Source organism: Cellulomonas sp. ES6, assembly GCF_030053835.1.
Taxonomy (GTDB): Bacteria; Actinomycetota; Actinomycetes; order Actinomycetales; family Cellulomonadaceae; genus Cellulomonas.
Map to the genome: position 1 here is coordinate 3470449 of NZ_CP125655.1, position 24481 is coordinate 3494929.

The 24481-nt window shown below is 76.2% G+C and carries 19 protein-coding genes and 1 tRNA gene; 11 read left to right on the forward strand and 9 right to left on the reverse strand.

All coding sequences use genetic code 11. The features are described from left to right. Positions 1 to 145: 145 nt before the first annotated feature. Positions 146 to 1291 carry an NAD(+) diphosphatase gene (gene nudC / locus P9841_RS16175; RefSeq protein ID WP_349306907.1) on the forward strand — a complete coding sequence of 382 codons (1146 nt, stop codon included), beginning with the start codon at positions 146 to 148 and terminating at the stop codon, positions 1289 to 1291. A gap of 94 nt (positions 1292 to 1385) precedes the next feature. On the opposite strand, the gene P9841_RS16180 is transcribed toward nudC, so the two are convergent. Further along, complete coding sequence (locus tag P9841_RS16180) at positions 1386 to 1652, reverse strand: mycoredoxin (RefSeq protein ID WP_222170129.1); 267 nt, start codon at positions 1650 to 1652, stop codon at positions 1386 to 1388. Between the two features lie 119 nt (positions 1653 to 1771). Here P9841_RS16180 and P9841_RS16185 point away from each other — a divergent pair, with 119 nt between their 5' ends. From P9841_RS16185 to P9841_RS16195, 3 genes are all read left to right on the forward strand, one after another. Continuing rightward, positions 1772 to 3841 carry an ATP-dependent helicase gene (locus P9841_RS16185; protein WP_283319615.1) on the forward strand — a complete coding sequence of 690 codons (2070 nt, stop codon included), beginning with the start codon at positions 1772 to 1774 and terminating at the stop codon, positions 3839 to 3841. A 153-nt stretch (positions 3842 to 3994) separates the two neighbouring features. Next, positions 3995 to 4198, forward strand: coding sequence for a hypothetical protein (locus tag P9841_RS16190; RefSeq protein WP_222170127.1), 204 nt, complete (start codon positions 3995 to 3997; stop codon positions 4196 to 4198). A gap of 134 nt (positions 4199 to 4332) precedes the next feature. Beyond that, positions 4333 to 4680, forward strand: coding sequence for a WhiB family transcriptional regulator (locus tag P9841_RS16195; RefSeq protein ID WP_222170126.1), 348 nt, complete (start codon positions 4333 to 4335; stop codon positions 4678 to 4680). A 22-nt stretch (positions 4681 to 4702) separates the two neighbouring features. Here the strand turns inward: P9841_RS16195 and P9841_RS16200 are convergent, their stop codons facing one another. Together P9841_RS16200 and P9841_RS16205 are read right to left on the reverse strand one after the other, a co-directional pair. Continuing rightward, a complete protein-coding gene (locus tag P9841_RS16200; RefSeq protein WP_283319616.1) occupies positions 4703 to 5680 on the reverse strand; it encodes a ThiF family adenylyltransferase in 978 nt (325 codons plus the stop codon). Between the two features lie 83 nt (positions 5681 to 5763). Continuing rightward, positions 5764 to 5922 carry a DUF5679 domain-containing protein gene (locus tag P9841_RS16205; protein ID WP_283319617.1) on the reverse strand — a complete coding sequence of 53 codons (159 nt, stop codon included), beginning with the start codon at positions 5920 to 5922 and terminating at the stop codon, positions 5764 to 5766. 255 nt (positions 5923 to 6177) lie between these two features. Between P9841_RS16205 and P9841_RS16210 the strand changes: the two genes are divergently transcribed. Next, positions 6178 to 6714 carry a SprT-like domain-containing protein gene (locus P9841_RS16210; protein WP_283321987.1) on the forward strand — a complete coding sequence of 179 codons (537 nt, stop codon included), beginning with the start codon at positions 6178 to 6180 and terminating at the stop codon, positions 6712 to 6714. A 7-nt stretch (positions 6715 to 6721) separates the two neighbouring features. On the opposite strand, the gene P9841_RS16215 is transcribed toward P9841_RS16210, so the two are convergent. Together P9841_RS16215 and P9841_RS16220 are read right to left on the reverse strand one after the other, a co-directional pair. Further along, a complete protein-coding gene (locus tag P9841_RS16215) occupies positions 6722 to 10627 on the reverse strand; it encodes an nSTAND1 domain-containing NTPase (RefSeq protein ID WP_283319618.1) in 3906 nt (1301 codons plus the stop codon). 280 nt (positions 10628 to 10907) lie between these two features. Beyond that, a complete protein-coding gene (locus P9841_RS16220; RefSeq protein WP_283319619.1) occupies positions 10908 to 12419 on the reverse strand; it encodes a zinc-dependent metalloprotease in 1512 nt (503 codons plus the stop codon). Between the two features lie 141 nt (positions 12420 to 12560). Here P9841_RS16220 and P9841_RS16225 point away from each other — a divergent pair, with 141 nt between their 5' ends. Then, on the forward strand, positions 12561 to 13733 hold the full coding sequence (locus P9841_RS16225; protein ID WP_349306908.1) for a YlbL family protein: 1173 nt from the start codon (positions 12561 to 12563) through the stop codon (positions 13731 to 13733). Between the two features lie 15 nt (positions 13734 to 13748). Here the strand turns inward: P9841_RS16225 and P9841_RS16230 are convergent, their stop codons facing one another. After that, complete coding sequence (locus tag P9841_RS16230; RefSeq protein WP_502847895.1) at positions 13749 to 14369, reverse strand: PPA1309 family protein; 621 nt, start codon at positions 14367 to 14369, stop codon at positions 13749 to 13751. 249 nt (positions 14370 to 14618) lie between these two features. Here P9841_RS16230 and P9841_RS16235 point away from each other — a divergent pair, with 249 nt between their 5' ends. Both P9841_RS16235 and P9841_RS16240 read left to right on the forward strand, forming a co-directional pair. Further along, positions 14619 to 17651 (forward strand): UPF0182 family membrane protein, encoded by a 3033-nt coding sequence (locus P9841_RS16235; RefSeq protein ID WP_283319621.1) that lies wholly within the window; start codon positions 14619 to 14621, stop codon positions 17649 to 17651. Positions 17652 to 17810: 159 nt separating this feature from the next. Continuing rightward, positions 17811 to 17884 (forward strand) — tRNA-Met (locus P9841_RS16240). Between the two features lie 133 nt (positions 17885 to 18017). Here the strand turns inward: P9841_RS16240 and P9841_RS16245 are convergent. Beyond that, complete coding sequence (locus P9841_RS16245; protein ID WP_283319622.1) at positions 18018 to 19040, reverse strand: aldo/keto reductase; 1023 nt, start codon at positions 19038 to 19040, stop codon at positions 18018 to 18020. A gap of 93 nt (positions 19041 to 19133) precedes the next feature. On the opposite strand from P9841_RS16245, the gene P9841_RS16250 reads away from it, so the two are divergent. Continuing rightward, entirely contained in the window at positions 19134 to 19706 is a 573-nt protein-coding gene (locus P9841_RS16250) for a TetR/AcrR family transcriptional regulator (protein WP_283319623.1), read from the forward strand. Between the two features lie 64 nt (positions 19707 to 19770). Here the strand turns inward: P9841_RS16250 and gadC are convergent, their stop codons facing one another. Both gadC and gad read right to left on the reverse strand, forming a co-directional pair. Then, entirely contained in the window at positions 19771 to 21426 is a 1656-nt protein-coding gene (gene gadC, locus P9841_RS16255; RefSeq protein ID WP_283319624.1) for a glutamate/gamma-aminobutyrate antiporter GadC, read from the reverse strand. 39 nt (positions 21427 to 21465) lie between these two features. Then, a complete protein-coding gene (gad, locus tag P9841_RS16260) occupies positions 21466 to 22872 on the reverse strand; it encodes a glutamate decarboxylase (RefSeq protein ID WP_283319625.1) in 1407 nt (468 codons plus the stop codon). A gap of 240 nt (positions 22873 to 23112) precedes the next feature. On the opposite strand from gad, the gene P9841_RS16265 reads away from it, so the two are divergent. Next, complete coding sequence (locus tag P9841_RS16265; RefSeq protein WP_283319626.1) at positions 23113 to 23445, forward strand: putative quinol monooxygenase; 333 nt, start codon at positions 23113 to 23115, stop codon at positions 23443 to 23445. Continuing rightward, the gene (locus P9841_RS16270; RefSeq protein ID WP_283319627.1) at positions 23442 to 24467 is read left to right on the forward strand and encodes an alpha/beta hydrolase; all 1026 of its coding nucleotides are present in this window, start codon (positions 23442 to 23444) and stop codon (positions 24465 to 24467) included. The genes P9841_RS16265 and P9841_RS16270 overlap by 4 nt, the downstream gene beginning before the upstream one ends. The last annotated feature ends 14 nt before the right edge of the window (positions 24468 to 24481 follow it).

Genomic DNA, 24481 nt, shown 5'->3' on the forward strand with positions numbered 1-24481 from the left:
GGGCGTGTCCTGCGGCGTCGCCCGGGCACTCCGGGGCGACCGGGCCGGTGCCGCGGGGGGAGCGGCGCGGGCACGGCGCGGGCACGGCGTCCGCACCGTGCGGGCGCGGTGCGCGGCGTCCGCGCCCGACGCGTACGGTGGCGGCGTGTTCGCCTCCGACCTCCCCCTGTCCCGCACGGTCACGGACCGCGCGGCCGACCTCCGCGGCGACGAGGACCTGCTGGGCCGCCTGCTCGACGACCCGTCGACCCGGGTGCTGCTCGTCTCCGGAGGCCGCGTCGTGACGCGCTCGCGGCCCGGGCGCCGCCGCGCGCTCGCCCTGTACCCGCCGCAGGAGGCGGCCCTGCGCGCGCCGAGCGGGTCGCTCGCGGAGCGCTGGGCGTTCCTCGGGTACGACGACGCGGACCAGGTGCCCGGCGTGGCTCCCGGCGAGCGCCGGCCCGCCGGACCGGCGTACCTCGCGCACCACGTCCCCGAGGAGGCCGCGGCGGCGCTGCCCGCCGGCGACGGGTGGGCCGCCCTGCGCGAGGTCGGCGCCGAGCTGTCGGCACGGGACGCGGGCCTCGCCACCGCGGCCGTCGCGCTGTACGAGTGGCACGTGCGCCACCCGCGCTGCCCCCGGTGCGGCGCGGTCACGTACACGGTGCAGAGCGGGTGGGTCCGGCGCTGCGTCGCGGACGGCTCCGACCACTACCCGCGGACGGACCCCGCCGTGATCATGGCGGTGGTCGACGACGACGACCGCCTGCTGCTCGCGAACTCGGCGGCGTGGCCCACGCACCGGTTCTCGACGCTGGCGGGGTTCGTGGAACCGGGCGAGTCCGTCGAGCACGCGATCCGGCGCGAGGTGCGCGAGGAGTCGGCGGTGGTGGTCGGGGAGGTCGAGTACCGGGGCAGCCAGCCGTGGCCGTTCCCCGCCTCGCTGATGCTCGGGTTCCGGGCGCGCGCGCTGACCACGGAGATCACGGTGGACGGCGACGAGCTGCGGGCCGCCCGCTGGTTCGACCGGGACCTGCTGCGGGCGGAGGTCGGGCGCGGCGCAGTGGTGCTGCCGCCGGGGACGTCGATCGCGCGGGCTCTCATCGAGGACTGGTTCGGCGGCCCCCTCCCGGGCGACCCGCTGCGGGACGGGTGGAACCGCGGTGCGGTGCCGCCCGAGGGCTCGGGCGCGGCGGCGGGCCGTCCGCCCGCGACCGCCGGGGACGCTGCGAGCCCCGGGAGCGCGGCGCCTCGCGACCCGGCCCCGCCGGCGCCGGCCGACGGGCGGCGGCCCCGGGGCACGGCGCGCTGAACCCTGCGGGGCGCAGCCCGCCCACCCCGGCGGGCCCGAGGCGCGCCCGCCCCTCGGGCCCGCCGGGGTTCGCCGGCCGTGCCGCGCGGCGGCGTCAGGCGCCGAGGCGCTCCTTCACCTGCACCAGCGACGGGTTCGTCGCCGCGCTGCCGTCCGGGAACAGCACGGTGGGCACCGTCTGGTTGCCGCCGTTGACCTGCTCGACGAACGCCGCGGCGTCCGGCTGCTGCTCGATGTCGACCTCGCTGTACGCGATGCCCGCGGAGTCGAGCTGCGTCTTGAGCCGGCGGCAGTAGCCGCACCAGGTCGTCGAGTACATCGTCACGGTGCCCGCGGCGGGCAGGTCCTGCGTGGTGGTCATCGTCAGCCTTCGTCGGTCGGTCGGTCGTGCCACCGGGGCAACGCCGGGGGGCCGCGTCATCTTCCCGGGCCTGGGGACGACGGCGCGACCTGTCGGTGCGGGGTGCGAGGATCGGGGCGATGCCTGCCGACGACCTGCTCGACGCCCTCGACCCCGACCAGCGCGAGGTCGCCCGTGCGCTGACCGGGCCGGTGTGCGTGCTCGCGGGCGCGGGGACGGGCAAGACGCGCGCCATCACCCACCGCATCGCGTACGGCGTGCGGACGGGCGCGTACGCGCCGACCAGCGTGCTCGCGGTGACGTTCACCGCGCGCGCCGCGGGCGAGATGCGCACCCGGCTGCGGGACCTCGGCGTCGCGGGCGTCCAGGCGCGGACGTTCCACTCCGCCGCGCTGCGCCAGCTCCGCTACTTCTGGCCGAAGGTCGTGGGCGGGGCCGTGCCGTCCGTCCTCGCCCAGAAGGCGCCCGTGGTCGCCGACGCCTGCCACCGGCTGGGCCTGGCGGTGGACCGCGTCTCGGTGCGGGACCTCGCGTCGGAGATCGAGTGGGCCAAGGTCTCGCGCATCACCGCCGAGGACTACGTGCGCGCGGCAGCCGCCGCGGACCGGCCCGCGCCGGCGGGGCACGACCACCACGCGGTCGCGCGGCTCATCACGGCGTACGAGGACGCCAAGGACGCGCGCGGCGTCATGGACATGGAGGACATCCTCTGGCTGCTCGCCGGGATGCTGGTCGAGAACGGCGCCGTCGCCGACGAGGTGCGGCGCCAGTACCGCCGGTTCGTCGTCGACGAGTACCAGGACATCTCCCCGCTGCAGAAGTTCCTGCTCGAGCAGTGGCTCGGCGGGCGCGACGAGCTGTGCGTGGTCGGCGACCCGAGCCAGACGATCTACTCGTTCGCCGGCGCGACGCCGCACTACCTGACGCGGTTCACCGCCGAGCACCCGCAGGCCCAGGTCGTGCGCCTCGTGCGCGACTACCGCTCGACGCCCCAGGTGGTCGGGCTCGCGAACGAGGTGCTGCGCCGGGCCCCGAAGGACCGCTCCGCGCGCTGGGAGCCGCTGGAGCTCGTCGCTCAGCGGCCGTCGGCGGGCCCGGTCAGGTTCGCCGTGTACGACGACGACGAGGCGGAGGCCGCCGGCGTCGCGACCCGCATCGGGCGGCTGGTCGCCGCCGGGACGCGGCCCAGCGAGATCGCGGTGCTGTACCGCACCAACGCGCAGTCCGAGGCGTTCGAGCAGGCGCTCGCCGCGGTGGGCATCGGGTACGTGCTGCGTGGCGGCGAGCGGTTCTTCGCCCGGCAGGAGGTCCGCGACGCGATCGTGAGGCTGCGCGGCGCGGCGCTCGCGGCGGACCCGGAGACCCCGATGCCGGAGACCGTCCGCGACGCGCTGCGGTCCGCCGGCTGGTCCGACGAGCCGCCCGCGGCGCGCGGTGCGTCGCGCGAGCGGTGGGACACCCTGCACGCGCTGGTGGCGCTCGCGGACGACCTCGCGGCGGCCGCCGGGCGCACCGGCGGAACGGCGACCGTCGCCGACCTCGTCGCGGACCTCGACGAGCGCGCGGCCGCGCAGCACGCCCCCACCGTCGAGGGCGTGACGCTCGCCTCGCTGCACGCCGCCAAGGGCCTCGAGTGGGACGCCGTGTTCCTCACGGGCCTGTCCGAGGGGCTGGTCCCGTGGGCGTCGGCCGACACGGCGGGCGACGTCGCGGAGGAGCGGCGGCTGCTCTACGTCGGCATCACCCGCGCCCGCGCGCACCTGGAGCTCTCGTACGCGCGGTCGCGCACGCCGGGCGGGCGGGCCACGCGCCGCCGCTCCCGGTTCCTGGACGGCCTGTGGCCGCAGGAGGGCCGCGCGCGGTTCGGCGACGGACGGGCCCGGTCGGCCCCGCGCCTCACCGGGGACGCGGACCCCGAGCTGCTCGCCTCGCTGCACGCGTGGCGCGCCGACCTCGCGCGCCGCACGTCGAAGCCGTCGTACACGGTGCTCGGCGACGCGACCCTCGCGGCGATCGCGGAGCTGCGGCCGTCGAGCGTGCCCGAGCTCGCGCGCGTGCAAGGGATCGGGCCGGCGAAGATCGACCGGTACGGGCCGGAGCTGCTCGCGCTCGTCGCCGGGCGCGGCGGCGGAGCGGGTGCGTCCGGGGCCTCCGGAGCCCCGGCGGACGGTGTGACGACGTCGCGCTGAGGGGGCCGGACGGGGGACCTGCGGGTCCCGCCGGAAGTTTCTCCGGTAATTCGGTTGTGCGCCCCGGGCGGGCCCCTCTACGGTGATCGAGTCCTGATGGAAGGCCGCGCTGTGCGAGCAGCCGGCCCGCGAACCCGGAGGAGGTGAGGTGCGGTGAAGATCATGATCAACGAGATCGGCGTGGGCGCGTTCGCGCTGCCGTACCTGGCACCGACCCCCGGCACGCACCAGGGGACCACTGTGTCCGCCGCCGTCCGCGGCACCGGCTTCGGCCCGGCGCTCGGCGGCGCTCCCCGGCTGCGCAAGCGCGATCTGTCGCTCGCCCCCGACTCCCTCCCTGGAGGTCCGGTCATCTGAGTCGATGACCGAGCCGACCAGGCCGTGGAGTCCACCGGATTCCACGGCCTTCGTCCTTCTCCCGCTGCGGGAGGGGCGAGACGCGGGATCCACCCGCTCCCTCGTCTCACCTCGTCAGTCATCAGGAGGACACCGTGCGGCTCACCACGCTGCTCGACACGGTCAACCAGGGCGGTTCCGGACCCTGGCCCCCCGCCGAGAACGCCAGCGCCGCCGACGTGCAGTTCGACGCCCTCGTCGCCGGGCTCATCCCGTGCCGGTCGAACGACCCGGAGCTCTGGTTCGCCGAGCGCACCGCCGAGGTCGAGCAGGCCAAGGCGCTGTGCCGGACCTGCCCGCTGCTCGAGGGCTGCCTCGCCGGCGCCGTGGAGCGCCAGGAGCCGTGGGGCGTCTGGGGCGGGGAGGTCTTCGTCGGTGGCCAGGTCGTCGCCGTCAAGCGCGGCCGCGGCCGGCCCCGCAAGGACGCCAGCCCGGCGGCCTGAGAACCGGCGGCCGTCCGCCGTGTCACGTCGCGAGGGCGGCGCACCCGCAGTCCGGGTGCGCCGCCCACCGTCGTCTCCGGGGCTCCACCGCCGGCAGCGCGATCTCGTACCGGGCGCCCGCCGTCCGCGGCGTCCCGCCGTCCAGGTGGGTCAGCACCTCCGCGGTCGCGAGCCCGGCGGCGACGTGCGCGAGCGCAGCGGGGACGCCCGCGCGGTCGCCCCGCTCGCGGAGGCCGAGCTGGGCGAGCACCAGCGGCCACGCCGGGTCGGCGTCGGCGTGGTGCAGGTCGAGGCAGCGCACGCACGCCAGCCCGGACCCCGGCCGCACGAACGGCCCCACGAGCGCGTCGGCCTCCCGCAGGACGACCGCCAGGTGCGGGACGCCGGTGGTCAGCAGGTGCAGCGCGGTGCCGGGGTCGGCGACGTCCGCGGCCACGGTCACGGCGACGTCGGGAGCCGTGCGACCGGCCGGCCGCAGCCGCACGTGCGGGGCGGCCGCGCGCAGCAGGCCGGCGGCCACCTCGTCCCGGGGCCGGCCGACGTCCGCCTCGCCCGCGCCCGTGCCGACGTCGGACGGACGGACCGGGGCGGCGTCGTCGAGGACGAGCGCACCGACACCCGCCGCCGCGAGCGACTGCGCCAGGGCGAGGCCCGTGCGACCGAGTCCGGCGACGGCCACCGTCGCGCGGGCCCGGGCACGCAGGACGTCCCCGCCGTCCTCGTGCGCGCGGGTCAGGGCGTAGGCGTGCGCGTCCGGCGCCGATGCCGGGGGCACGCGGGCCTCACGCGGGCGCCGGGGCCGGATCGCGCCGGCCGCGGCGAGGTCCTCGAGCAGCTCGGCGGGCAGCCACGGGTCGAGCCGGCGGTCGCCGGCGCGTGCCAGCCGGTCCGCCTGCTCCGGCGTCAGTCCGCTGACCCGGACCGCCCAGCGGGTGTCCGTGCCGAGCTGCACCTCGTCCAGTGCGCGCCGGACCACGCGGAGCCCCGCTCTGAGCTGCACGGCGTCCCACCCCCGTCCCGTCGGTCACCACCACGGTGGCACGCGGGACGGGGGGTGGAGCCGTCGTCCACAGGACGGGTCGGTCAGGCCTTGCCGAGGATGCGGTTCAGCTTGGTGCCGCACACCGGGCACGTCGCCTTGGCCATGCGGCGCCCGGACTCGGACACGACGACCTCGCCCTCGGCCTGGCGCTTCTCCTTGCACTTCACGCAGTAGAACTCGCCGGCGTAGGTCTCGGCCATGTCGCACTCCTCGTCTCGTGGTGGCACGCCGGGAGCCCGGCGCCCGGGCCAGTATCCACGCCACCGGGGTGGTCCGGCAGGAGTTCCGGCCCGCCGGACCCGGGACGTCGCTCGATCGCCCGACCCCGACCGGCTACCGTGCTGGTCGTGCAGCCGTCGAGGGAGCACCACCCGGTGCCGGGCGTCCCGGCTGCCTCGGCCGCGCCCGGAGCCGCGCCGGCCGGCGACCCGGACCCCCGCCTCGGCCCCGTCGAGGTGCGCCGCTCGCGCCGCCGGTCGCGGACGGTGACGGCCTACCGCGAGGGCGGCCGGACGATCGTCGCCATCCCCGCCCGGTTCACGCGCGCGCAGGAGCGCGAGTGGGTGCGCCGCATGCTCGACCGGCTCGCCACGCAGGAGCAGCGCCGCCGGCCGTCCGACGACCAGCTCGTGCGGCGGGCGTCGGAGCTGTCCACGCGCTACCTGGGCGGGCGCGCGGTCCCGTCGAGCGTGCGGTGGTCCGGCAACCAGGGCCGGCGGTGGGGGTCCTGCACGGTGGCGGACGGCAGCATCCGGCTGTCCGACCGGCTGCGCGGCATGCCGTCGTGGGTGACCGACTACGTGCTGCTGCACGAGCTCGCGCACCTGCTGCACGCGGGGCACGGGCCGGAGTTCTGGGCCGAGCTGACGACGTACCCGCGCACGGAGCGGGCGCGGGGGTTCCTCGAGGGCTACTCGTTCGCCGAGCGCGCCCCCGGCGACCCCGTCGACGGGCCGGACGCGGAGCCCGAGCCGGACCCCGAGGCGGACTGAGCGCCGCTCACCGGCAGGCCTGCGGGCGGTCCACCTCGCCCGCCAGGCGCTCCCACTCGTCGTCGGACAGGGACGTCCCGCGCGCGGCGGTCGCGCAGACCCGGCCGAGCGCCCCCTCGACGGTGAGGTCCCACACCCGCACCGTGCGGTCCGCGGCCGCCGCGGTGAGGTGCGTGCCGTCGGGGGAGAACTCCACGCCGTACACCGTCCCGTCGGCGCCCGACAGGCTCGCCCAGCGGGTGGGGTGTGCGGGGTCCGTCACGTCCCACACCCGCACGGTCCCGTCGGTGCGGCCGACGGCCAGCCGGTGCCCGTCCGGGGAGAAGGCGGAGTTGGTGCCGTAGCCCTCACCCCATCGCAGCGGCGGGCCGAGCGGGTCGGGCGCGGCAGGGTCCTCCACGTCCCACAGCCACACCGTGCCGTCGTTGCCCGTGGCGGCGACGGTGCGGCCGTCCGGGCTGTACGCGGCGGAGTACACGTAGCCCGCCGGTCCGGTCACGGGGTCGCCCAGCGGTCGCGGGGCGGCGAGGTCGCGGACGTCCAGCAGTCGCACGGAGCCCGACAGCACGGCGGCGACCAGCGTGCCGCCGTCGGGGGAGAACGCCACCACGTACACGGCGCCGCCGAGGTCGCCCACCCGCCCGGTGGGCGTGGCGGGGAGACCGTCCGCGACGCCGCCGGAGAGGTCCCACGTCGTGACGGTCCCGTCGTCGGAGGACGCCGCGAGCCGCGTGCCGGTCGCGTCGAACGCCACCGTGTCGACCCAGTCGGTGTGGGCGCGCGCGGAGCCGAGCAGCACGGGGGCGCCGGGGTCGCGCAGGTCGTAGGCGTGGATCCCGCCCGTCGTGTCACCCACGACCGCGATGCCCAGGGCGTCCGAGACGGCCACGGCCCCGTCCAGCCGGGCGCCGCGCGGGGGTGCCGCGGACCCGCGGTGGCGGGCGCGGGCCGGGTCGGTGACGTCCCAGACGTGGACGCCGTCCGTCGTGCTGGTCACCACCAGCGGTGCGCCGGCCACCGTGCCGAAGGCGCCCTGCCCGGGGATGGACGCGAACCCGGCGAGCACCGGGCCCGGGTGCACCCACTCGCGCAGCACGCCGTCGGCCCCCGAGGCGTAGACCGCGCCGCCGTCGGGCGACCAGCGGGCGGCGAGCAGCGTGGTCGGGCTCGCCGCCCCGCCCGCGACGGCGCCCGTCGCCAGGTCCCAGACCCACAGCCGCTGGTCGGAGCCTGCGGCGGCCAGCAGCCCGCCGTCCGGGCTGAACGCCACGTCGTTCACCCACGACGCCGGACCGGTGAGCGTCGTGCCCACCTCGGGTGCCGCCGGGTCGCGGGCGTCCACGACGTGCACCACGCCGGCGGTCGTCCCGGCCGCCAGCGTCGTCCCGTCGGGGGACCACGCGAGGGCGGCGACGGGGGCCTCGCCGAGGGGCGGGCCCGGGGCGGCGGCGGCCGGGGCGGCGGGGTCGCGGACGTCCCAGAGGGTGAGCGCGCCGGTGGACCCGCCCGCGGCGAGCACGCCGTCCCGGAGCGCCACCGCCTGGGTGGCGCCGCCGGGCGACACCGGCAGGACGGCGGCGGGCTCGGGCGCCGTCGGGCCGGTGCCGGGGCCGACGGTCCACAGGTGGACGGTCCCGTCGGACGCGCCCGCCGCGACCACCCCGTCGTCGACGGCTAGGTCGTACAGCGTCGCACCCGCCGCCGGCCCCTCGACGGGCAGCGGCCGGGGGTCGTCCGGGTCCTCGACCGACCAGGCGCGCAGCAGCCCCGCGTCGCCCCCGGCCAGCAGCCCGCGTCCGTCCGGCGTGAACGCGACCGCGTAGAGCGCGCCGTCGTCGACGGGCAGCTCGCCCACCGGGTGCGGCTCGTCGCCCAGCGCCCACAGCGCCACGGCCGACCCGTCGGTGGCCGCCGCGAGCAGCGCGCCGTCGGGGCTGACGGCGACGCCGTTGACGAGCGCGCCCACCGACCCGAGCCGGGCGGGGACGGCCGTGCCCGTCGTGGACAGCAGGGCGGACCGTGCCTCGAGGGTGCCGGCCGTCGCCAGCGCCGCGGCGGCCACCTGCGCGGACAGGTCGGGGTCCGTCGCGGCGAGCGACTGCGCCGTGACCGCGAGCTGCCGGGAGACCGCCAGGTCCCGCTCCCGCTCCCGGGTCCGGGACTGGGCCGCGGCGGCGCCTGCGAGCACCGCGGTGCTCACCGTGAGCACGGCGAGCCCGGCCGAGAGCACGCGGAGCCGGCGGGCCGAGCGCCGCTGCGCCGCAGCCTGCCGGTCCCGGGACCCGCGGCTCGCGTCGAGGTACGCGTTCTCGACGGCGGTCGCCGCCCCGCCCCCCGTGCGCCACGCCAGCGCCGCCTCGAGCTGCACACCGCGCAGCTCGAGGTCGGGGTCGCGGCCCGCGTCATCCCAGTGCCGCGCGGCCTCCGCCAGCCGGCCGTGCAGCCGCAGCGCCTCCCTGTCGTCCTCGATCCACCCGGCCAGGCGGGGCCACGCCGTGAGCAGCGCCTCGTGCGCCAGGCGGACGTGCCCGCGGTCGGCGGTGAGCAGGCGCGCGGCGACGAGCGCGTCGACCACCTCCACGGTGGCGGCCCGGCCCGGGGCGTCCGCAACGTCGCCGGCCGCGGACGTGCCCGCGAGGTCGTCCAGCGCGAGCGGGCGGCCCGCGACGTGGTGGTCGCGCACGTGGACCAGGCCGAGCAGGACGCGCCGGGCGACCGCCAGCCGCTCCGGTGGCCAGCCCCCGACGACGCCCTCCGCCGTCTGGGCGATCGCCCCGCCCAGGCCGCCCACCGCCCGGTACTGCGCGAGCGTGAGCCGGCGACCGGACGCGGCGCGCCACGTCGCGTACAGCGCGTGGGACACCAGCGGCAGCACACCGGGGTCGAGCGTCCCGCGTCCCGCCGCCGAGGCGCCGGACGTCGCGTCGGCGACCAGCACGTCGACCAGGGCCTCCTCGACGTCCAGCCCGACCCGGCGGGCCGGCTCCTCGACGACGCGGCGCAGGTCGGCGGGCGTGAGCGGTGCCACCAGCACCGGCCGGTCCGCCAACCAGCGCGCCAGGCCGTCGTGCGCGAGGGCGCGGTCCACCACGTCGGCTCGCAGGCCGACCACCACCGTCGTCCCGGCCGCGTGCAGCGCCCCGAGCCCGTCCAGCAGCGCCGCGCCCCCGTCCGGGGCGAGCAGCGCCTCCTCGAGCTGGTCGACCACGAGGACGCGCGCGCCCGTCGCCGCCACGAGGGCGTCCGGCGGCGGGTCGTCGCCCGGCGTGGTCACGACGGCCACGTCACCGGTCTCCCGCAGCCGCGCCACCAGCCCGGCGCGCAGCAGCGACGACTTGCCCGACCCGGAGGCGGCGAGCACCACGACCGGACCGGCCCCGGCGTCCGCGACCCGCGCCGCCAGGTCGTCCACCGCGGCCTCCCGGCCGACGAACAGCGCCGCGTGCGCGACGTCGTACGGCGCCAGGCCGCGGTACGGCGCCTGCGCCGACGCCGGGCGCGGACCCGGGGCGCGGCGCAGCCGGCCGACGAGGGCCACCCACCCCGCGCGCTCCGGCTCCGGCACCCCGAGCGCGGCGAGCATCCGCTCGAACTGCTCCACGGTCGCCGGCTGCGGCAGGTGCCGGCCGGACAGGTAGCCTCCGGCGGTCCCCAGGGGCAGGCCGGCCAGCCGGGCCACGTCCCGCACGCTCAGCCCGGCGCGCTCCCGCAGCCCGGTCAGCGCCCGGGCGAGACCCGCGCGGTCGTCGACGGAGCCGGGGCCGCCGGGGAGGGCGCCGGACCGGCCCGCCGCGTCCTGCCCGTCCCGGTCCTCCTGCGCGGCGGCGGGCTGCTCCTGCGCGGCGGCGGGCTGCTCCTGCGCGGCGGCGCGGGGCTGCGGCGCGGGTCCCGCGGGCACGTCCTCGGTGTCCATCGCGGCACACCGTACGTCCCGTCACGGCGCGGTCCCCGGGAGGTTGGGCCCACGCCCGGGTGGCGGGGATGCCCGAACGGTCCCGAACGCCGCGCGAGGTTCCGCGCACCGGTGCGCGCGGGTGACGCTGGGGGCGGCGTGGCCGGACGCCTGCGCCGCAGGGGGGCGTGGGCGCGGTCCCGTCAGGACGCCGGCAGCGCGCCGCCCGCGGACCGCCGGGCACGTGGCGCGCGGGCCGGCCCGGGGCTCCGCCGGGGACGCTCGTCGCCCCTCGTGACGCTCAGCGCGCCGCTCCGCCCCCGTCGGCGTCGCCGTCGGAGCCTCCGTCGGCGTCCGTGGTGCCGTCCGCCCCGGGCCGGTCCTCGGAGGTGCCCCCGCCGGTGGGTCCCGCGGTGCCCGACCCGTCCTCGTCGAGGATCTCCGCGAGCGCGCGGTCGAGGTCGGCGTGCTCGTCCTCGGCGGCGGCGCGGCGGGTGGCGTAGCCGGTGGGGTCGTCCAGGTCCTCGGCGGTCGGCAGCAGGTCCGGGTGGTCCCACACGGCGTCGCGCGCGGCGGGACCCTGCTCGCGGGCGATGTGCGCCCACAGCGCGGCGGCGTCCCGGGAGCGGCGCGGACGGAGCTCCAGGCCGACGAGGGTGGCGAACGTCTGCTCGGCGGGACCGCCCGCGGCCCGGCGGCGGCGGATCATCTCGCGGAGCGCGACGCTGTGCGGCAGGTGGGGGAGCGCGGCGGTGGCGACGACCTCGTCCACCCAGCCCTCGACGAGCGCCAGCGCGGTCTCCAGCCGGGCGAGGACCGCCTGCTGCTCGGGCGTGGTCTGCGGCGCGAACACCCCGGACGACAGCGCGCCCTGCAGCGCGGCCGGGTCGGTGGGGTCGATGGAGCGCACCGACTCCTCGAGGCTCTCGAGGTCGATGCTGATCCCGCGCGCGTACGCGTCCACGGCCGCCAGCAGGTGCCCGCGGAGCCAGGTGACGTGCGTGAAGAGGCGGGCGTGGGCGGCCTCGCGCAGGGCGAGGAACAGCCGGACCTCCTCGAGCGGCACGTCCAGCCCGTCGGCGAACTCGGCGACGTTCCGCGGCACCAGCGCGGTCGCGGGCTCCGCGACGAGCGGCAGCCCGACGTCGGTCAGCCCGAACACCTCGCGGGACAGCGAGCCGGCCGCCTGACCGACCTGCATGCCGAACACCAGCGCACCGAGCTGGCGCATCATCGCGGCGGGGTCGAGCGCGCCGCCGCCCATCCCCGCCGGCAGCGCGAGGCCCTCGGGCAGCTGGCCCGGGAGCTGGTCGGCGAGCGTGGTGGCCAGGGCGGTGGACATGGACGTCGCGACCGGCTCGGTGAGCGTCCGCCACGTCGGCAGCGTCTGCTCGACCCACTCGGAGCGGGACAGGGCGCGCACCCGGCCGCCGGCGGGCGGCAGGTCGGTCGCGGCGTCGAGCCAGAGCTCGGCGACGCCGAGCGCGTCCGCGGCGTGGCGGGCCTCGGCGGGGCTGACGGTCGGGTCGCCGCCCTGCACGGCGACCTGCCGCGCCAGGTCGTGCGCGACGTCCCAGTTCACGGGGCCGTCCCCGCTGCCCGCGAGCATCCGCTGCACCTGGGCGACGACCTGGTCCACCAGCGCCGGGTCGTCCGGCAGGCCGGAGGCCCGCGCCATCTCGGCCGGGTCGAGGCCCTGCTCCCGCATCTGGCGCAGCGCCTCGTCCGCGTCGGGGCCGAACATCTGGCGCAGCATCTGCTCCCAGGCGGATCCGCCCGTGGGCTCGGGCTGGCGCGGGTCGTCGGAGGTCATGCGGTGCTCCCGGGGCTCGTGGTGGTGCCACCGTAACCACCGCCTCCGGCAGCGTGACCGGGCAGCCGCCGCGGTTCGCTCAGGGCGCACGGCGCCCGCCCCGGCCGTCCCGCGCACAGCGGGGTGGGGCATGATCGTCCGGTGCACGCCCAGCCCGACCTGCCGCCGGAGCCGTCCGCCGCGGGGGACGACGCCCTCACCGGCCCCGTCACGGACCCTGCCGCCCCCGACGTGCCCGCGGCGCCGCCGGTGACCCGTCGCGCGGTCCTGCTGTCCGGCGGGACGCTCGCCGCGGCGGTGCTGCTGGTGGTCCTGCTGCTCATGCCGGTGCCGTACGCGGTGAACTCGCCGGGGCCGACGCTCGACACGCTGGGCTCGCACGACGGCACCGAGCTCATCACCATCGAGGGCGCGCCGACCTACGACGCGACCGGGGAGCTGCGGCTGACCACGGTGTCGACGACCGGCGGCCCGGGGTACCCCTCGAGCGTGCTGGGGGTGCTGGCGGGCTGGGTCAGCCCCTCGCAGCTCGTCGTCCCCGTCGAGACGGTGTTCCCGCAGGACGCCACGCAGGAGCAGCTCGACCAGCAGAACGAGGCCCAGATGGTGTCCTCGCAGGAGAACGCCACGGTCGCCGCGCTGGAGGAGCTCGGGTACGAGGTGCCGGTCACCCTGACCGTGCACGACGCCGTCCCGGGGTCCGGCGCCGAGGGCGTCGTCGAGCCCGGTGACGTGCTGCTCGACTTCGACGGCACGCCGCTCGCGTCGTACGGCCAGCTCATCGACCTGCTCGCGGGCACCGAGCCGGGGAGCACCGTGACGCTCGGCGTCCGGCGCGACGACGCGGACCTCGAGCTCGACGTCGTGACCGGCGAGCGGGAGGACGGCGACGGCAGCCAGCTCGGCGTCTTCATCGACCCGGAGTTCGACCCGCCGGTGGACGTGCGCATCCAGATCGACCGGATCGGCGGGTCCAGCGCGGGCACGATGTTCGCCCTGGGGATCATCGACCGCCTGACGCCCGAGGACGAGGCGGCGGGGCAGGTCATCGCCGGCACCGGGACGATGGACCTCAACGGCGACGTCGGTCCCATCGGCGGGATCCGGCAGAAGATGGCCGGCGCGCTGCGGGACGGGGCGCGCTGGTTCCTGGCGCCGGCGGACAACTGCGACGAGGTCGTCGGGCACGTGCCGGACGGCCTGGACGTCGTGCGCATCAGCACGCTGCACGAGGCCCGGGAGGCCGTCGCGGCGATCGGGGCGGGCGAGACCGGCGACCTGCCGACCTGCACGGCGGGCGGCGCCGAGGGCTGAGCGCCCCGGACGGCGTCAGGCGAAGGTCGCCCGCAGCGCCTCGACCAGCCCCGGCACCACGTCGGCGCCCTGACCCACCGCGTCGTCCCGGTCGGCCGCCCGCTGGCGCACGGCGCACCAGGTCGGCCCGTCGCGCAGCACGCCGACCGCGAGGCGCACGTCCTGCCGCTGCGGGTGCGCGAGGAGGGCGGACAGGGCCTGGTCGGGGTCGGCGGGCAGGTCCCGCTCGGCCTCGGGAGGCAGCACGATCCGCTCGACCGTCAGCGCCGCGCCGTCCACGCCGTCGGGCCACGCGATCGCACCGAGCAGCCCCTCCAGGTCGTCGCTCGCCGGCAGTCCCTCCTGCTCGACGGACGTCAGGTGGTCGGCGTCCGACGCGGCGGCGGCGAGGACCGCCGGCGGGAGCTGCGACGCGAGCGCGGGCTCGGCGTCGAGCGCGGTCTGCGTGCGCACCAGGGCGAACACGCGCACCGGCCCGTCCCAGCCGCCGGTCGCCACGTGCCGCTCGATCTCGGTGACGGCCTCGGCGAGCGCGCGCTGCGCCGGGCCCTCGGGGCCGGCCGGCGCCGGGGCGGAGGCCGTCGGGTCGGGCTGCGGGGCGTCGGGGGTCTGCGGTGCGTCGCTCACGCCCGCCATCCTCGCACCCACGGGTCCCGCACCGGTCCGGGGGCACGGGGGCACTGAGGCCCGGGGAGCGCAGCGCGGGGCGGTGGCCGGTGCCTGCGCGCCGGTCCCGGCGCCGAGGGCGGCTGGGGACCACCGGCCCGGGCCGTCCGGCGTGTGGGAACCTGGGTGCCACCTGGCGCGTTGTGCCCAGCGTGTGCGCCGGGTGTGCCCGGTGCGTGCACGCTCCACCCCGTACCCGACGACGAGGACCTCAAGGCCGTGACCTTCGCCAACCCGTCCGCCCGACCACCGCGGGGACCGCGCCCGCCCCGGCCGCCCCGCGGGGCCGGCCGCCGCCGCCCGAGCCCCATCGCCGTCACGGTCGTCGTGCTCGCCCTCGTGGTGCTCGCGGTGCTCGTCCTCGCCCAGGTCTGGACCGAGGTGCTGTGGTTCGACCAGCTCGGGTTCTCCCAGGTGCTGTGGACCCAGTGGCTGACCCGCGCCGCGCTGTTCGTCGCCGGGTTCCTCGTCATGGGCGGGGCGGTCTTCGCCAGCCTCGCGGTCGGCTACCGCACCCGGCCCGTGTACGCGCCGTCCAACCAGGAGCAGATCAGCCTCGACTCCTACCGCGAGGCGATCGAGCCGCTGCGCCGGGTCGTGCTCGTCGCGGGGCCCGCGATCCTCGGCCTGTTCGCCGGCATCGCCGCGTCGCAGCAGTGGAGCACCATCCAGCTCTGGCTGCACAGCACGACGGTCGGCACGAAGGACCCGCAGTGGGGCATGGACCTCTCGTTCTACATGTTCGAGCTGCCCGGCATGCGGTTCGTCGTCAGCTTCCTCATGGCCGTCACCGTGCTCGCCGGCATCGCCGCGGTCGCGACGCAGTACCTGTACGGCGGCTTCCGGGTCGGCGGCTCCAGCGCCGCCCCGCGGATGACCCGCGCGGCCCGCGTGCACCTGTCGTCGATCGCGGCGGTGCTCATGGTGCTCATCGCGGCCAACTACTTCCTCGACCGGTACTCGATCCTCACGCGCGAGGGCGACCGGTTCGAGGGCGCGTCCTACACCGACGTGAACGCCGTGATCCCGTCCAAGGGCATCCTGGCGGTCGTCGCCCTGCTCGTCGCCGTGATGTTCGTGGTGACCGCGGTGCGCGGCACGTGGCGGATCCCGGCGCTCGGCGTCGGCGTCATGGTGGTGTCCGCCATCGCCATCGGCGGCATCTACCCGGCGGTCGTCCAGCGGTTCCAGGTGAACCCGAACCAGCAGGACGCCGAGGCGCCGTACATCCAGCGCAACATCGACGCGACGCTCGCGGCGTACGACCTCCAGGACGTGGAGATCACCGACTACGACGCGAGCGTGACGGCCGAGCCGGGCGCGCTGCGCGAGGACGCCGAGACCACGGCGTCGATCCGCCTGCTCGACCCGCAGGTCGTCTCCGACTCGTTCCGGCAGCTCGAGCAGATCCGCGGGTTCTACTCGTTCCCCGACACGCTGTCCGTCGACCGGTACGACATCGAGGACGAGAGCCGCGACACCGTCATCGCCGTCCGCGAGCTCGACCTGGAGGGCCTGGACGCGCAGCGCCGCAACTGGACCAACGACACCACCGTGTACACGCACGGCTTCGGCGTCGTCGCCGCGTACGGCAACACCACGACGTCGACCGGCGCGCCCGCGTTCTGGGAGGGCGGCATCCCGTCGTCCGGCCAGATGGGGGAGTACGAGCCGCGGATCTACTTCGGCCAGAGCTCCCCGACGTACTCCATCGTCGGCGCGCCCGACGGCCAGGAGTGGGAGCTGGACTACCCGGACGACGAGTCCGGCGGCGCCGTGAACACCTCGTTCCCGACCGACGAGGTCTCGGCCGGCCCGTCCATCGGCTCCCTGTGGAACAAGCTGCTCTACGCCATCAAGTTCGGCTCCGAGCAGATCCTGTTCTCCGAGCGCGTGACCCCCGAGTCGCAGATCCTCTACGACCGCAACCCGGTGGACCGCGTGCAGAAGGTCGCCCCGTACCTGACTCTCGACGGCCGCGTGTACCCCGCGGTGGTCGACGGCCGGGTCAAGTGGATCGTCGACGGGTACACCACCTCGGACCAGTACCCGTACGCCGCCGCGCAGTCCCTCGAGGACGCGACGACCGACTCCCTCACGCAGGCGTCCGCGACGATCGAGGCCCTGCAGCCCGAGACGGTGAACTACATCCGCAACTCGGTGAAGGCCACGGTCGACGCCTACGACGGCTCGGTCACCCTCTACGCCTGGGACGCCGAGGACCCGGTGCTCCAGTCGTGGAGCAAGGTGTTCGACACGTCGCTCTCGCCGGTGTCGGAGATCAGCTCCGAGCTCATGAACCACATCCGGTACCCCGAGGACCTGTTCAAGGTGCAGCGCACCCTGCTCGGCACGTACCACGTGACGGACCCGGGCCAGTTCTTCTCCGGCAACGACGCGTGGCGCACGCCGAACGACCCGACCGCCGGGGACCAGAACGTCGCGCAGCCGCCGTACTACCTCACGCTCGAGATGCCCGGGCAGGACGCCGCGGCGTTCTCCCTCATGTCGTCGTACGTGCCGGCCGGTGCGAACGCCCGCGACGTGCTCACCGGGTACGTGGCGGTCGACGCCGAGGCGGGGTCCACCGCCGGTGAGCCCGCGGACGGCTACGGCCAGATCCGGCTGCTCGAGCTGCCACGCGACTCCACGGTGCCCGGGCCGAACCAGATGAACAACAACTTCACGTCGAACCCCGAGGTCTCCCAGCAGCTCAACCTGCTGCGGCAGGGCGACTCCGAGGTCATCCAGGGCAACCTGCTCACGCTGCCCGTCGGCGGCGGCCTGCTGTACGTGCAGCCCGTGTACGTCCAGGCGGCCACCGGGACCCAGTTCCCGCTGCTGCAGCGCGTGCTCGTCGCGTTCGGCGACGAGATCGGGTTCGCCAGCACCCTCGACGAGGCGCTGGACCAGGTGTTCGGCGGGGACGACGGCACCGAGGCGGGCGACGCCGGCAACGACATCGCCCCGCCGCCCACCGACGGCGACACCGGTGGGGACACCGGCGGCGACGCAGGTGACGGCACCGCCACCCCGGCGCCGACGCCGACCCAGCCCGCGGACGGCGGCGACAGCGCGGACGCGCAGACCCGGCTCAGCCAGGCGCTCGAGGACGCCAACCAGGCGATCCTCGACGGTCAGCGGGCCCTCGCGGACGGCGACTTCGCCGCCTACGGCGAGGCCCAGGACCGGCTCCAGGAGGCGCTGGACGCGGCCGTGGCCGCCGACAACGACCTGAACGCCGGGGGCTGACCCGGCGGCAGGCGCACGACGACGGGCCGGCTCCTGCGGGGGCCGGCCCGTCGTCGTCCCGGCCGGTGGTGGGACGGCCGGCGGCGGGGAGCTGTGACCGAGCGCACCACGCCCCGATTTGGCCCTGGCGACACGCTGGCGTAACGTAGACATCACCGACGCGGGGTGGAGCAGCTCGGTAGCTCGCTGGGCTCATAACCCAGAGGTCGCAGGTTCAAATCCTGCCCCCGCTACTCACCAGGACGGCGCGAGCCGCTCTGGACGAAGGCCCCCAGGAACTCCCTGGGGGCCTTCGTCATGCTCCGACGGTCCCGTCCGTCGGGCTCGCCGGTCGTGCCGACGCCACCGCGGCGGTGGTGGACGGTCCTACCTCGCCGCGCGCTCGCTCCCCGGACGGCGTCGCAGCGCCGCGTCACCGACCTCCGGCCCGCGGTAGACCATGTCCATCGCGCCGATGCTCTCGCCCGGCGGCACGATCGCGTCGATCCGGTCGAGGACCTCGTCGGACAGCGCGACGTCGGCGCCGGCCAGGGTGTCCTCGAGCTGCTCCATGGTGCGCGGGCCGATGAGCGCGGACGTCACGCCGGGGTGGGCGATCACGAACGCCATCGCCAGGTGCGGCAGCGGGATCCCGATCTCGTCCGCGAGGGCGAGGAGCTCCTCCACCGCGGCGAGCCGCCGTTCGTCGCGGAAGTGGCGCATCCCGGTGCCTGCCCGGAAGTTGTCGTTCGCCTGCCCGGCCCGGTACTTGCCGGTGAGGGTGCCGCCCGCGAGCGGGCTGTACACGAGGGTGCCCATGCCGTAGCGCTGCGCCACGGGCAGGATCTCGCGCTCGATCTCCCGGTCGAGGACCGAGTAGTTCGGCTGCTCGGTGCGGAACCGCTCGAACCCGCGGCGCTGCGACGCCCACTGCGCCTCGACGATCTCGGAGCCGCGCATCGACGAGGAGCCGATCGCGCGGACCTTGCCCTGCCGCACGAGGTCGGTGAGGGCGGAGAGCGTCTCCTCGATGTCGGTGTCGGGGTCGGGGCGGTGGAGCTGGTAGAGGTCGATGTAGTCGGTGCGCAGGTTCCGCAGCGAGCGCTCGACGGCCTGCACGATCCAGCGTCGCGAGGCGCCGCGGTGGTTCACGTCGTCGTCGACCGGGCCGTAGAACTTCGTCGCGAGGACGACCTGGTCGCGGCGGCCCTGGAGCGCCTCGCCGACGACCTCCTCCGAGTCGCCGTAGCGGTCGGCGGTGTCGACGACGTTGATGCCGGCGTCGAGCGCGCGGTGGATGATCCGGATGCCCTCCCGGCGGTCGGGGTTGCCGAACGAGCCGAGCATCATGGCGCCGAGCGCGTAGGGCGTCACCTTGATGCCGGTGCGTCCGAGGGTGCGGTACTGCATGGGAGCCTCCCGTATGCTGGTCACGGAACGTTGTTCCGCTTCGATCGTCCGACCATACGGAACGCTGTTCCGCTTTGTCCAGCGAGGTGACCCGTGACGCCCTCCGCCGCCAGCCCCCGGCCCCTGCGCGCCGACGCCCGGCAGAACGCCGACGCCCTGCTCGTCGCCGCCCGCACGGTGTTCGAGCGCTCGGGCGTCGACGCGCCGGCGCGCGAGGTGGCCGCCGAGGCCGGGGTGGGCGTCGGCACCCTCTACCGGCACTTCCCGACCCGTGCGGACCTGGTGGCCGCGGTCTTCACCACGGAGATCGACGCCACGGCGGCGGCCGCCGAGGAGCTGCTGCGCCGGCTCCCGCCGGGCGAGGCGCTGGACGAGTGGGTCGCCCGGTTCACCCAGTTCGTCGCGACCAAGCAGGGGCTCGCCGCGGCCCTCCGCTCGGGCGACCCGGCGTTCGACGCGCTGCCCACCTACCTGGAGAACGCCCTGGGCCCGGCCCTGCGCGCGCTCATCGAGGCCGCCGCGGCCGACGGCGAGGTCCGGCCGGACGTCGACCCGATGGACCTGCTCCAGGCCATCGGCGACCTCAGTCACCGCGCGCCGTCCCCGGACGGCTCGCCCAACCCGATGGTGCGGCTGCTCGTCGACGGGCTGCGGGTGCGGCGGTAGCCGGAGCCCGTCGCGCGACGAGGGCCCGGACCGGACGGCCCGGGCCCTCGTGCGCGCACCGGCGCTACCCGGTGCCGGAGCCGGTGCCGGTGCCTCCCGCCCCGTCGTCGGCAGCGCGACGCCGCGGCGCCCCGCCCGGGGCCGGCGGGTTGACGAGCACCGTGTCCGCCGTGCGGCGCTCCTCGGCCGTGCGCTGGTCCCACCCCGGCTTGCGGCGGGCGTAGAACAGCAGCGGCGGTCCGCCCAGCACGACGACGACGAGCAGGACGACCAGCGGGTACGTCGCCTCGCCGAGCCCGGTGAACCCGTCGGGGCGCACGAACGCCAGGACGAAGGCCGCCGCGCACGCCACGAACCCCAGCCCGGCCACGAACGTCATGGCCGGCGTGCGGTAGGTGCGCACGACCTCCGGGTGGGTGCGGCGCAGCCGGATCGCGGCCGCGAACATGAGCATGTACATCAGCAGGTACAGGGCCGCCGCCATGTCGACGAGCGCGACGAACGCCGTGTTCCCGTTGGGGATCACGACGAACAGCAGCGCCAGCAGCGTGACGACCGCCCCCTGCGCGACGAGGATGCCGACCTGCACGCCCGCCTTGTTGCGACGCTGGAGCGCCGGCGGCAGCAGCCCGGTGCGGGCTGCGGCGAGCAGGCCGCGTGACGGCCCCGCGATCCATGTGACGACCGACGCGAAGGCGCCGAGCGCGATGAGCAGCGAGATCACGGGGGTCGCCCACCCCAGGGCCCAGTGGTCGAAGAAGTGCTGGAACGCGAGGTTGATGCCGTTGGTCAGGCCGAGCGACGCGCGGGGCACCGCGACGGCGATCGCGATCGTCGGCAGGATGAACACCGCCAGGATGAGCCCGGTGGCGATGGCGATCGACCGGGGGAACCCGCGGCCGGGGTCGCGCAGGTCGTTCGCGTGGACCGCGTTGACCTCCATGCCCGCGAACGCGAGCACGTTGGACACGACGAGCACGATCGACGCGATGCCCGTCCACGGCGGCACGACGGCCGACGCCTCGAGGGTCGTCTCCGACCGCTCGCCCGTCGCGAGCCACACCGCGCCGAGCACGATGAGCAGCGCCGCGGGGAACAGCGTCCCGAGGATGCCGCTCCACGAGCCGACCTTCGCGAACAGCGTGCCGCCCGCGAGGGTGATGAGCGTCGAGCCCCAGTACAGGACGAGGATGACGACGGCGGTGTAGAGGCCGTTGTCCGCGATGCCCTGGTCGCCGATCACGAACGACAGGCTCGCGGCGATGAAGGCGATCTGCGTCGGGTACCAGACGACGTTCTGGATCCACTGGAGCCAGATCGCGACGAACCCGAGCCGCCCGCCGAACGCCTCGCGCACCCAGGTGTAGACGCCGCCCTTCCAGCCGGTCGCGAGCTCGGCGGCCACCAGCGCGGTCGGCACGAGGAACAGGATCGCCGGGACGATGAACAGCGTCACGGAGCCCAGGCCGTACAGGGACATCGCGGGCAGCGAGCGCAGGGACGCGACGACGACGACGGTCAGCATCGCGAGCTGGACCACCGACATGTACGCGGTGGCGCTCGCGGACGGGGCGCCGATCGCGGGCCCGGTGTGGCCCGGTGGCGTCCGGTCGTGCGGCGGCCCGTACGGGTGCGCCGCGACGTGCTCGGCGGACGGTGCCGCGGTGCCGTCGGCGCGCACGGGCGCCGACGTCGCCGGAGCCCGACCGCGAGCGGGCATGGAGGCAGGGCGGTCTGGCTGGTCCATGGCCGTGCCCCCTCAGTGGTGGAAGCCGGGGTGGTGGGCCTCGGCCGGCATGGGCCCGGTGAGGCCGTCGAGGTAGGCGACCTGCTCACCCAGCTCCGCCAGGAAGGCCTCGGCGAGGTCCCGGCTCAGCCCGTTGCGCACCACCACCCGCTGCACCGTGACGTCCGGCAGGTCGGCGGGCATCGGGTAGGCGGGCACCAGCCAGCCCTTCATCCGGAGCCGGTCCGACAGGTGGTAGAGGTTCCAGTTCTCCGTGTGGCCCTCGCGCAGCCGCCAGGCGAACACCGGGATGTCCGACCCGTCGTTCCACAGCTCGAACGCCGGCATCTGCGCGATCTCGCCGGAGAGGTAGAGCGCCACGTCCCGGGACGCGCCCTGGACGCGGGTGTATCCCTCGGTGCCCAGCCGCAGGAACACGTAGTACTGCAGCAGCACCTGGGCCCCCGGCCGCGAGAAGTTCAACGCGAACGTCGGCATCTCGCCACCGAGGTAGCTCACGCGGAACACCAGGTCGTCGGGGAGCGCGTCGGCGGTGCGCCAGACCACCCACCCGACGCCGGGGTAGACGAGGCCGTACTTGTGCCCCGACGTGCTGATGGACGCGACCCGGTCCACGCGGAAGTCCCACGCGAGGTCGGGCTGCAGGAACGGCGCGATCATCCCGCCGGAGGCGCCGTCGACGTGGATCGGCACGTCCAGCCCGGTGGACTCCTGGATCCGGTCCAGCGCCGCCGCGACGTCCGCGACCGGCTCGTACATGCCGGTGTACGTCACGCCGAGGATGGCGACGACGCCGATGGTGTTCTCGTCGACGTACTGCTCGAGGCCGTGCCCGTCGAGCACCTTGTGCTCCCACGAGATCGGGACGGTGCGCATCTCGACGTCGAAGTAGTTGCAGAACTTCTCCCAGCACACCTGCACCGCGCTGGACATGACGAGGTTGGGCCGGTCCGTCGGCAGACCCGCGGCGTGCCGGGCGTGCTGCCAGCGACGCTTGAGCGCCAGGCCGCCGAGCATGCACGCCTCGGACGACCCGATGGTCGAGGTGCCGATGGTGCGGTCCGGGTCGGGCGCGTGCCACAGGTCGGCCAGCATGGTCCAGCACCGCGTCTCGACGGCGGCGGTCTGCGGGTACTCGTCCTTGTCGATCATGTTCTTGTCGGCGGCCTCCAGGTACAGGCGGCCGGCGTGGTCGTCCATCCACGTGCCGACGAACGTGGCGAGGTTCAGCCGGGCGTTGCCGTCGAGCATCGCCTCGTCGTGGACGATCTGGTAGGCGGTCTCCGGGAGGGACTCGCCGTCGGGGAGCCGGAACTTCGGCAGCTCCGTCGCCTCCCCGGGCCGGGCGAACAGCGGGTTGAGACCCACCGCGTCCTGCTCGTTCTCCTGCCGCTCCACTCTGCGCGTCGTCGTGACCACAGCACTTCCCCCTGTCAGTGCCGATTGCGGAGGCACTGCTCGGGGTGGGCTCAGACGTCGGGCGGACCTGTCACAGCGCCGTGTGACGGATGTCACGTCCTCGACGCTAGACCTGGTTCCCGTCGGCGGCGACCGCCGACCGGGGGTCCCGGGACGCCGGGGCCGACCCGAGCAGGATCGGGCACGGATCGCGGCGGATCCCTCTAGGGCCCCGCGACCCGGCCGTGGCTCGATGGAGGCATGACCTCGCAGAGCGCCGTGACCTACGGCTTCACCTCCACCATGACCGCCCACCCGGGCCGCGGCGACGAGCTCGTCGCCCTGCTGCTGTCCGGCCTCGACCGGGGCAACCCGGCGACGAGCGAGCACTGCCTCGTGTACCTCGTGAGCCGCTCGGCCGCCGACCCGGACGTCGCCCACGTCATCGAGGGCTGGACGACCGAGGTGGACCACCACCGCGTGTTCGCCGGGGAGGCCGCGCAGGCGATCGTCGCCCGGTTCGCGGGCCTGCTCGCGAAGGAGCCGGAGTACACCGACCTCACGCCGGTCGGCGGGAAGGCGCTGCTCCCGTGACCGCGCGGCCCGTGACGGCGCGGCCCGCGACCGCGCGTCCCGCGACCACGCGCCCGGCGCGGCCCGCTGTCGACCCGGAGCTCGCCGCCCTGCTGGACGGCATGCCGGACCTCCCGGCGCTGTCCGCCGAGTCGCTGCTGCTGATCCGCCCGTACGCCGTGGGCCGGCCCGCGACGGTGCTGGCGGGCCGCGCGGTGCGGCGACGGGAGACCGAGGTCGCCGCCGCCGACGGGACGTCACTGCCCCTCACCGTGCGGTCGCCCGCCGAGCAGGACGCCACGCAGGATGCCGCGCCCTCCGGCCCGGGAGCGCCGGCGGTGCTGTGGCTGCACGGCGGCGGCATGGTGATGGGGGACCGGTTCTCCCAGCTCGACATCCCGCTGGAGTGGCTCGACGCGCTGGGCTCCGTGGTGGTGACCGTCGACTACCGGCTGGCGCCGGAGGTCACGGGCACGACGATCGTCGAGGACGGGTACCGCGCCCTCGTGTGGCTCGCGGACCACGCCGCGGAGCTCGGCGTCGACCCGGACCGGGTGGTCGTCGCCGGCACGAGCGCCGGCGGCGGGCTGGCCGCGGGCGTCGTCCTGCTGGCGCGCGACCGCGGCGGTCCGGCCGTCGCCGCCCAGGTGCTGGTGTGCCCGATGCTCGACCACCGCAGCGCGACCACGTCGGCCCGGCAGTTCACCGGGCCGGGCGTGTGGTCGCTGGAGTCCAACCGGTTCGCGTGGTCCGCGGTGCTGGGGGCGCAGCCGGCGGACGTGCCGGCGAGCGTGTCCCCGAGCGTGGCGGCCGACCTGGCGGGACTGCCGGCCGCGTACCTCGACGCGGGTTCCGCGGAGGTGTTCCGCGACGAGGTCGTGGACTACGCGTCCCGGATCTGGGCGGCCGGCGGGCAGGCGGAGCTGCACGTGTGGGCGGGCGGGTTCCACGGGTTCGACGCGCTGTTCCCGGACGCGGCGGTGTCGCGTGCGGCGCGGGCGAGCCGGCTCGGCTGGCTGCGGCGGGTGCTGCGCGAGGGGTGACGGCGGCGTCGCGA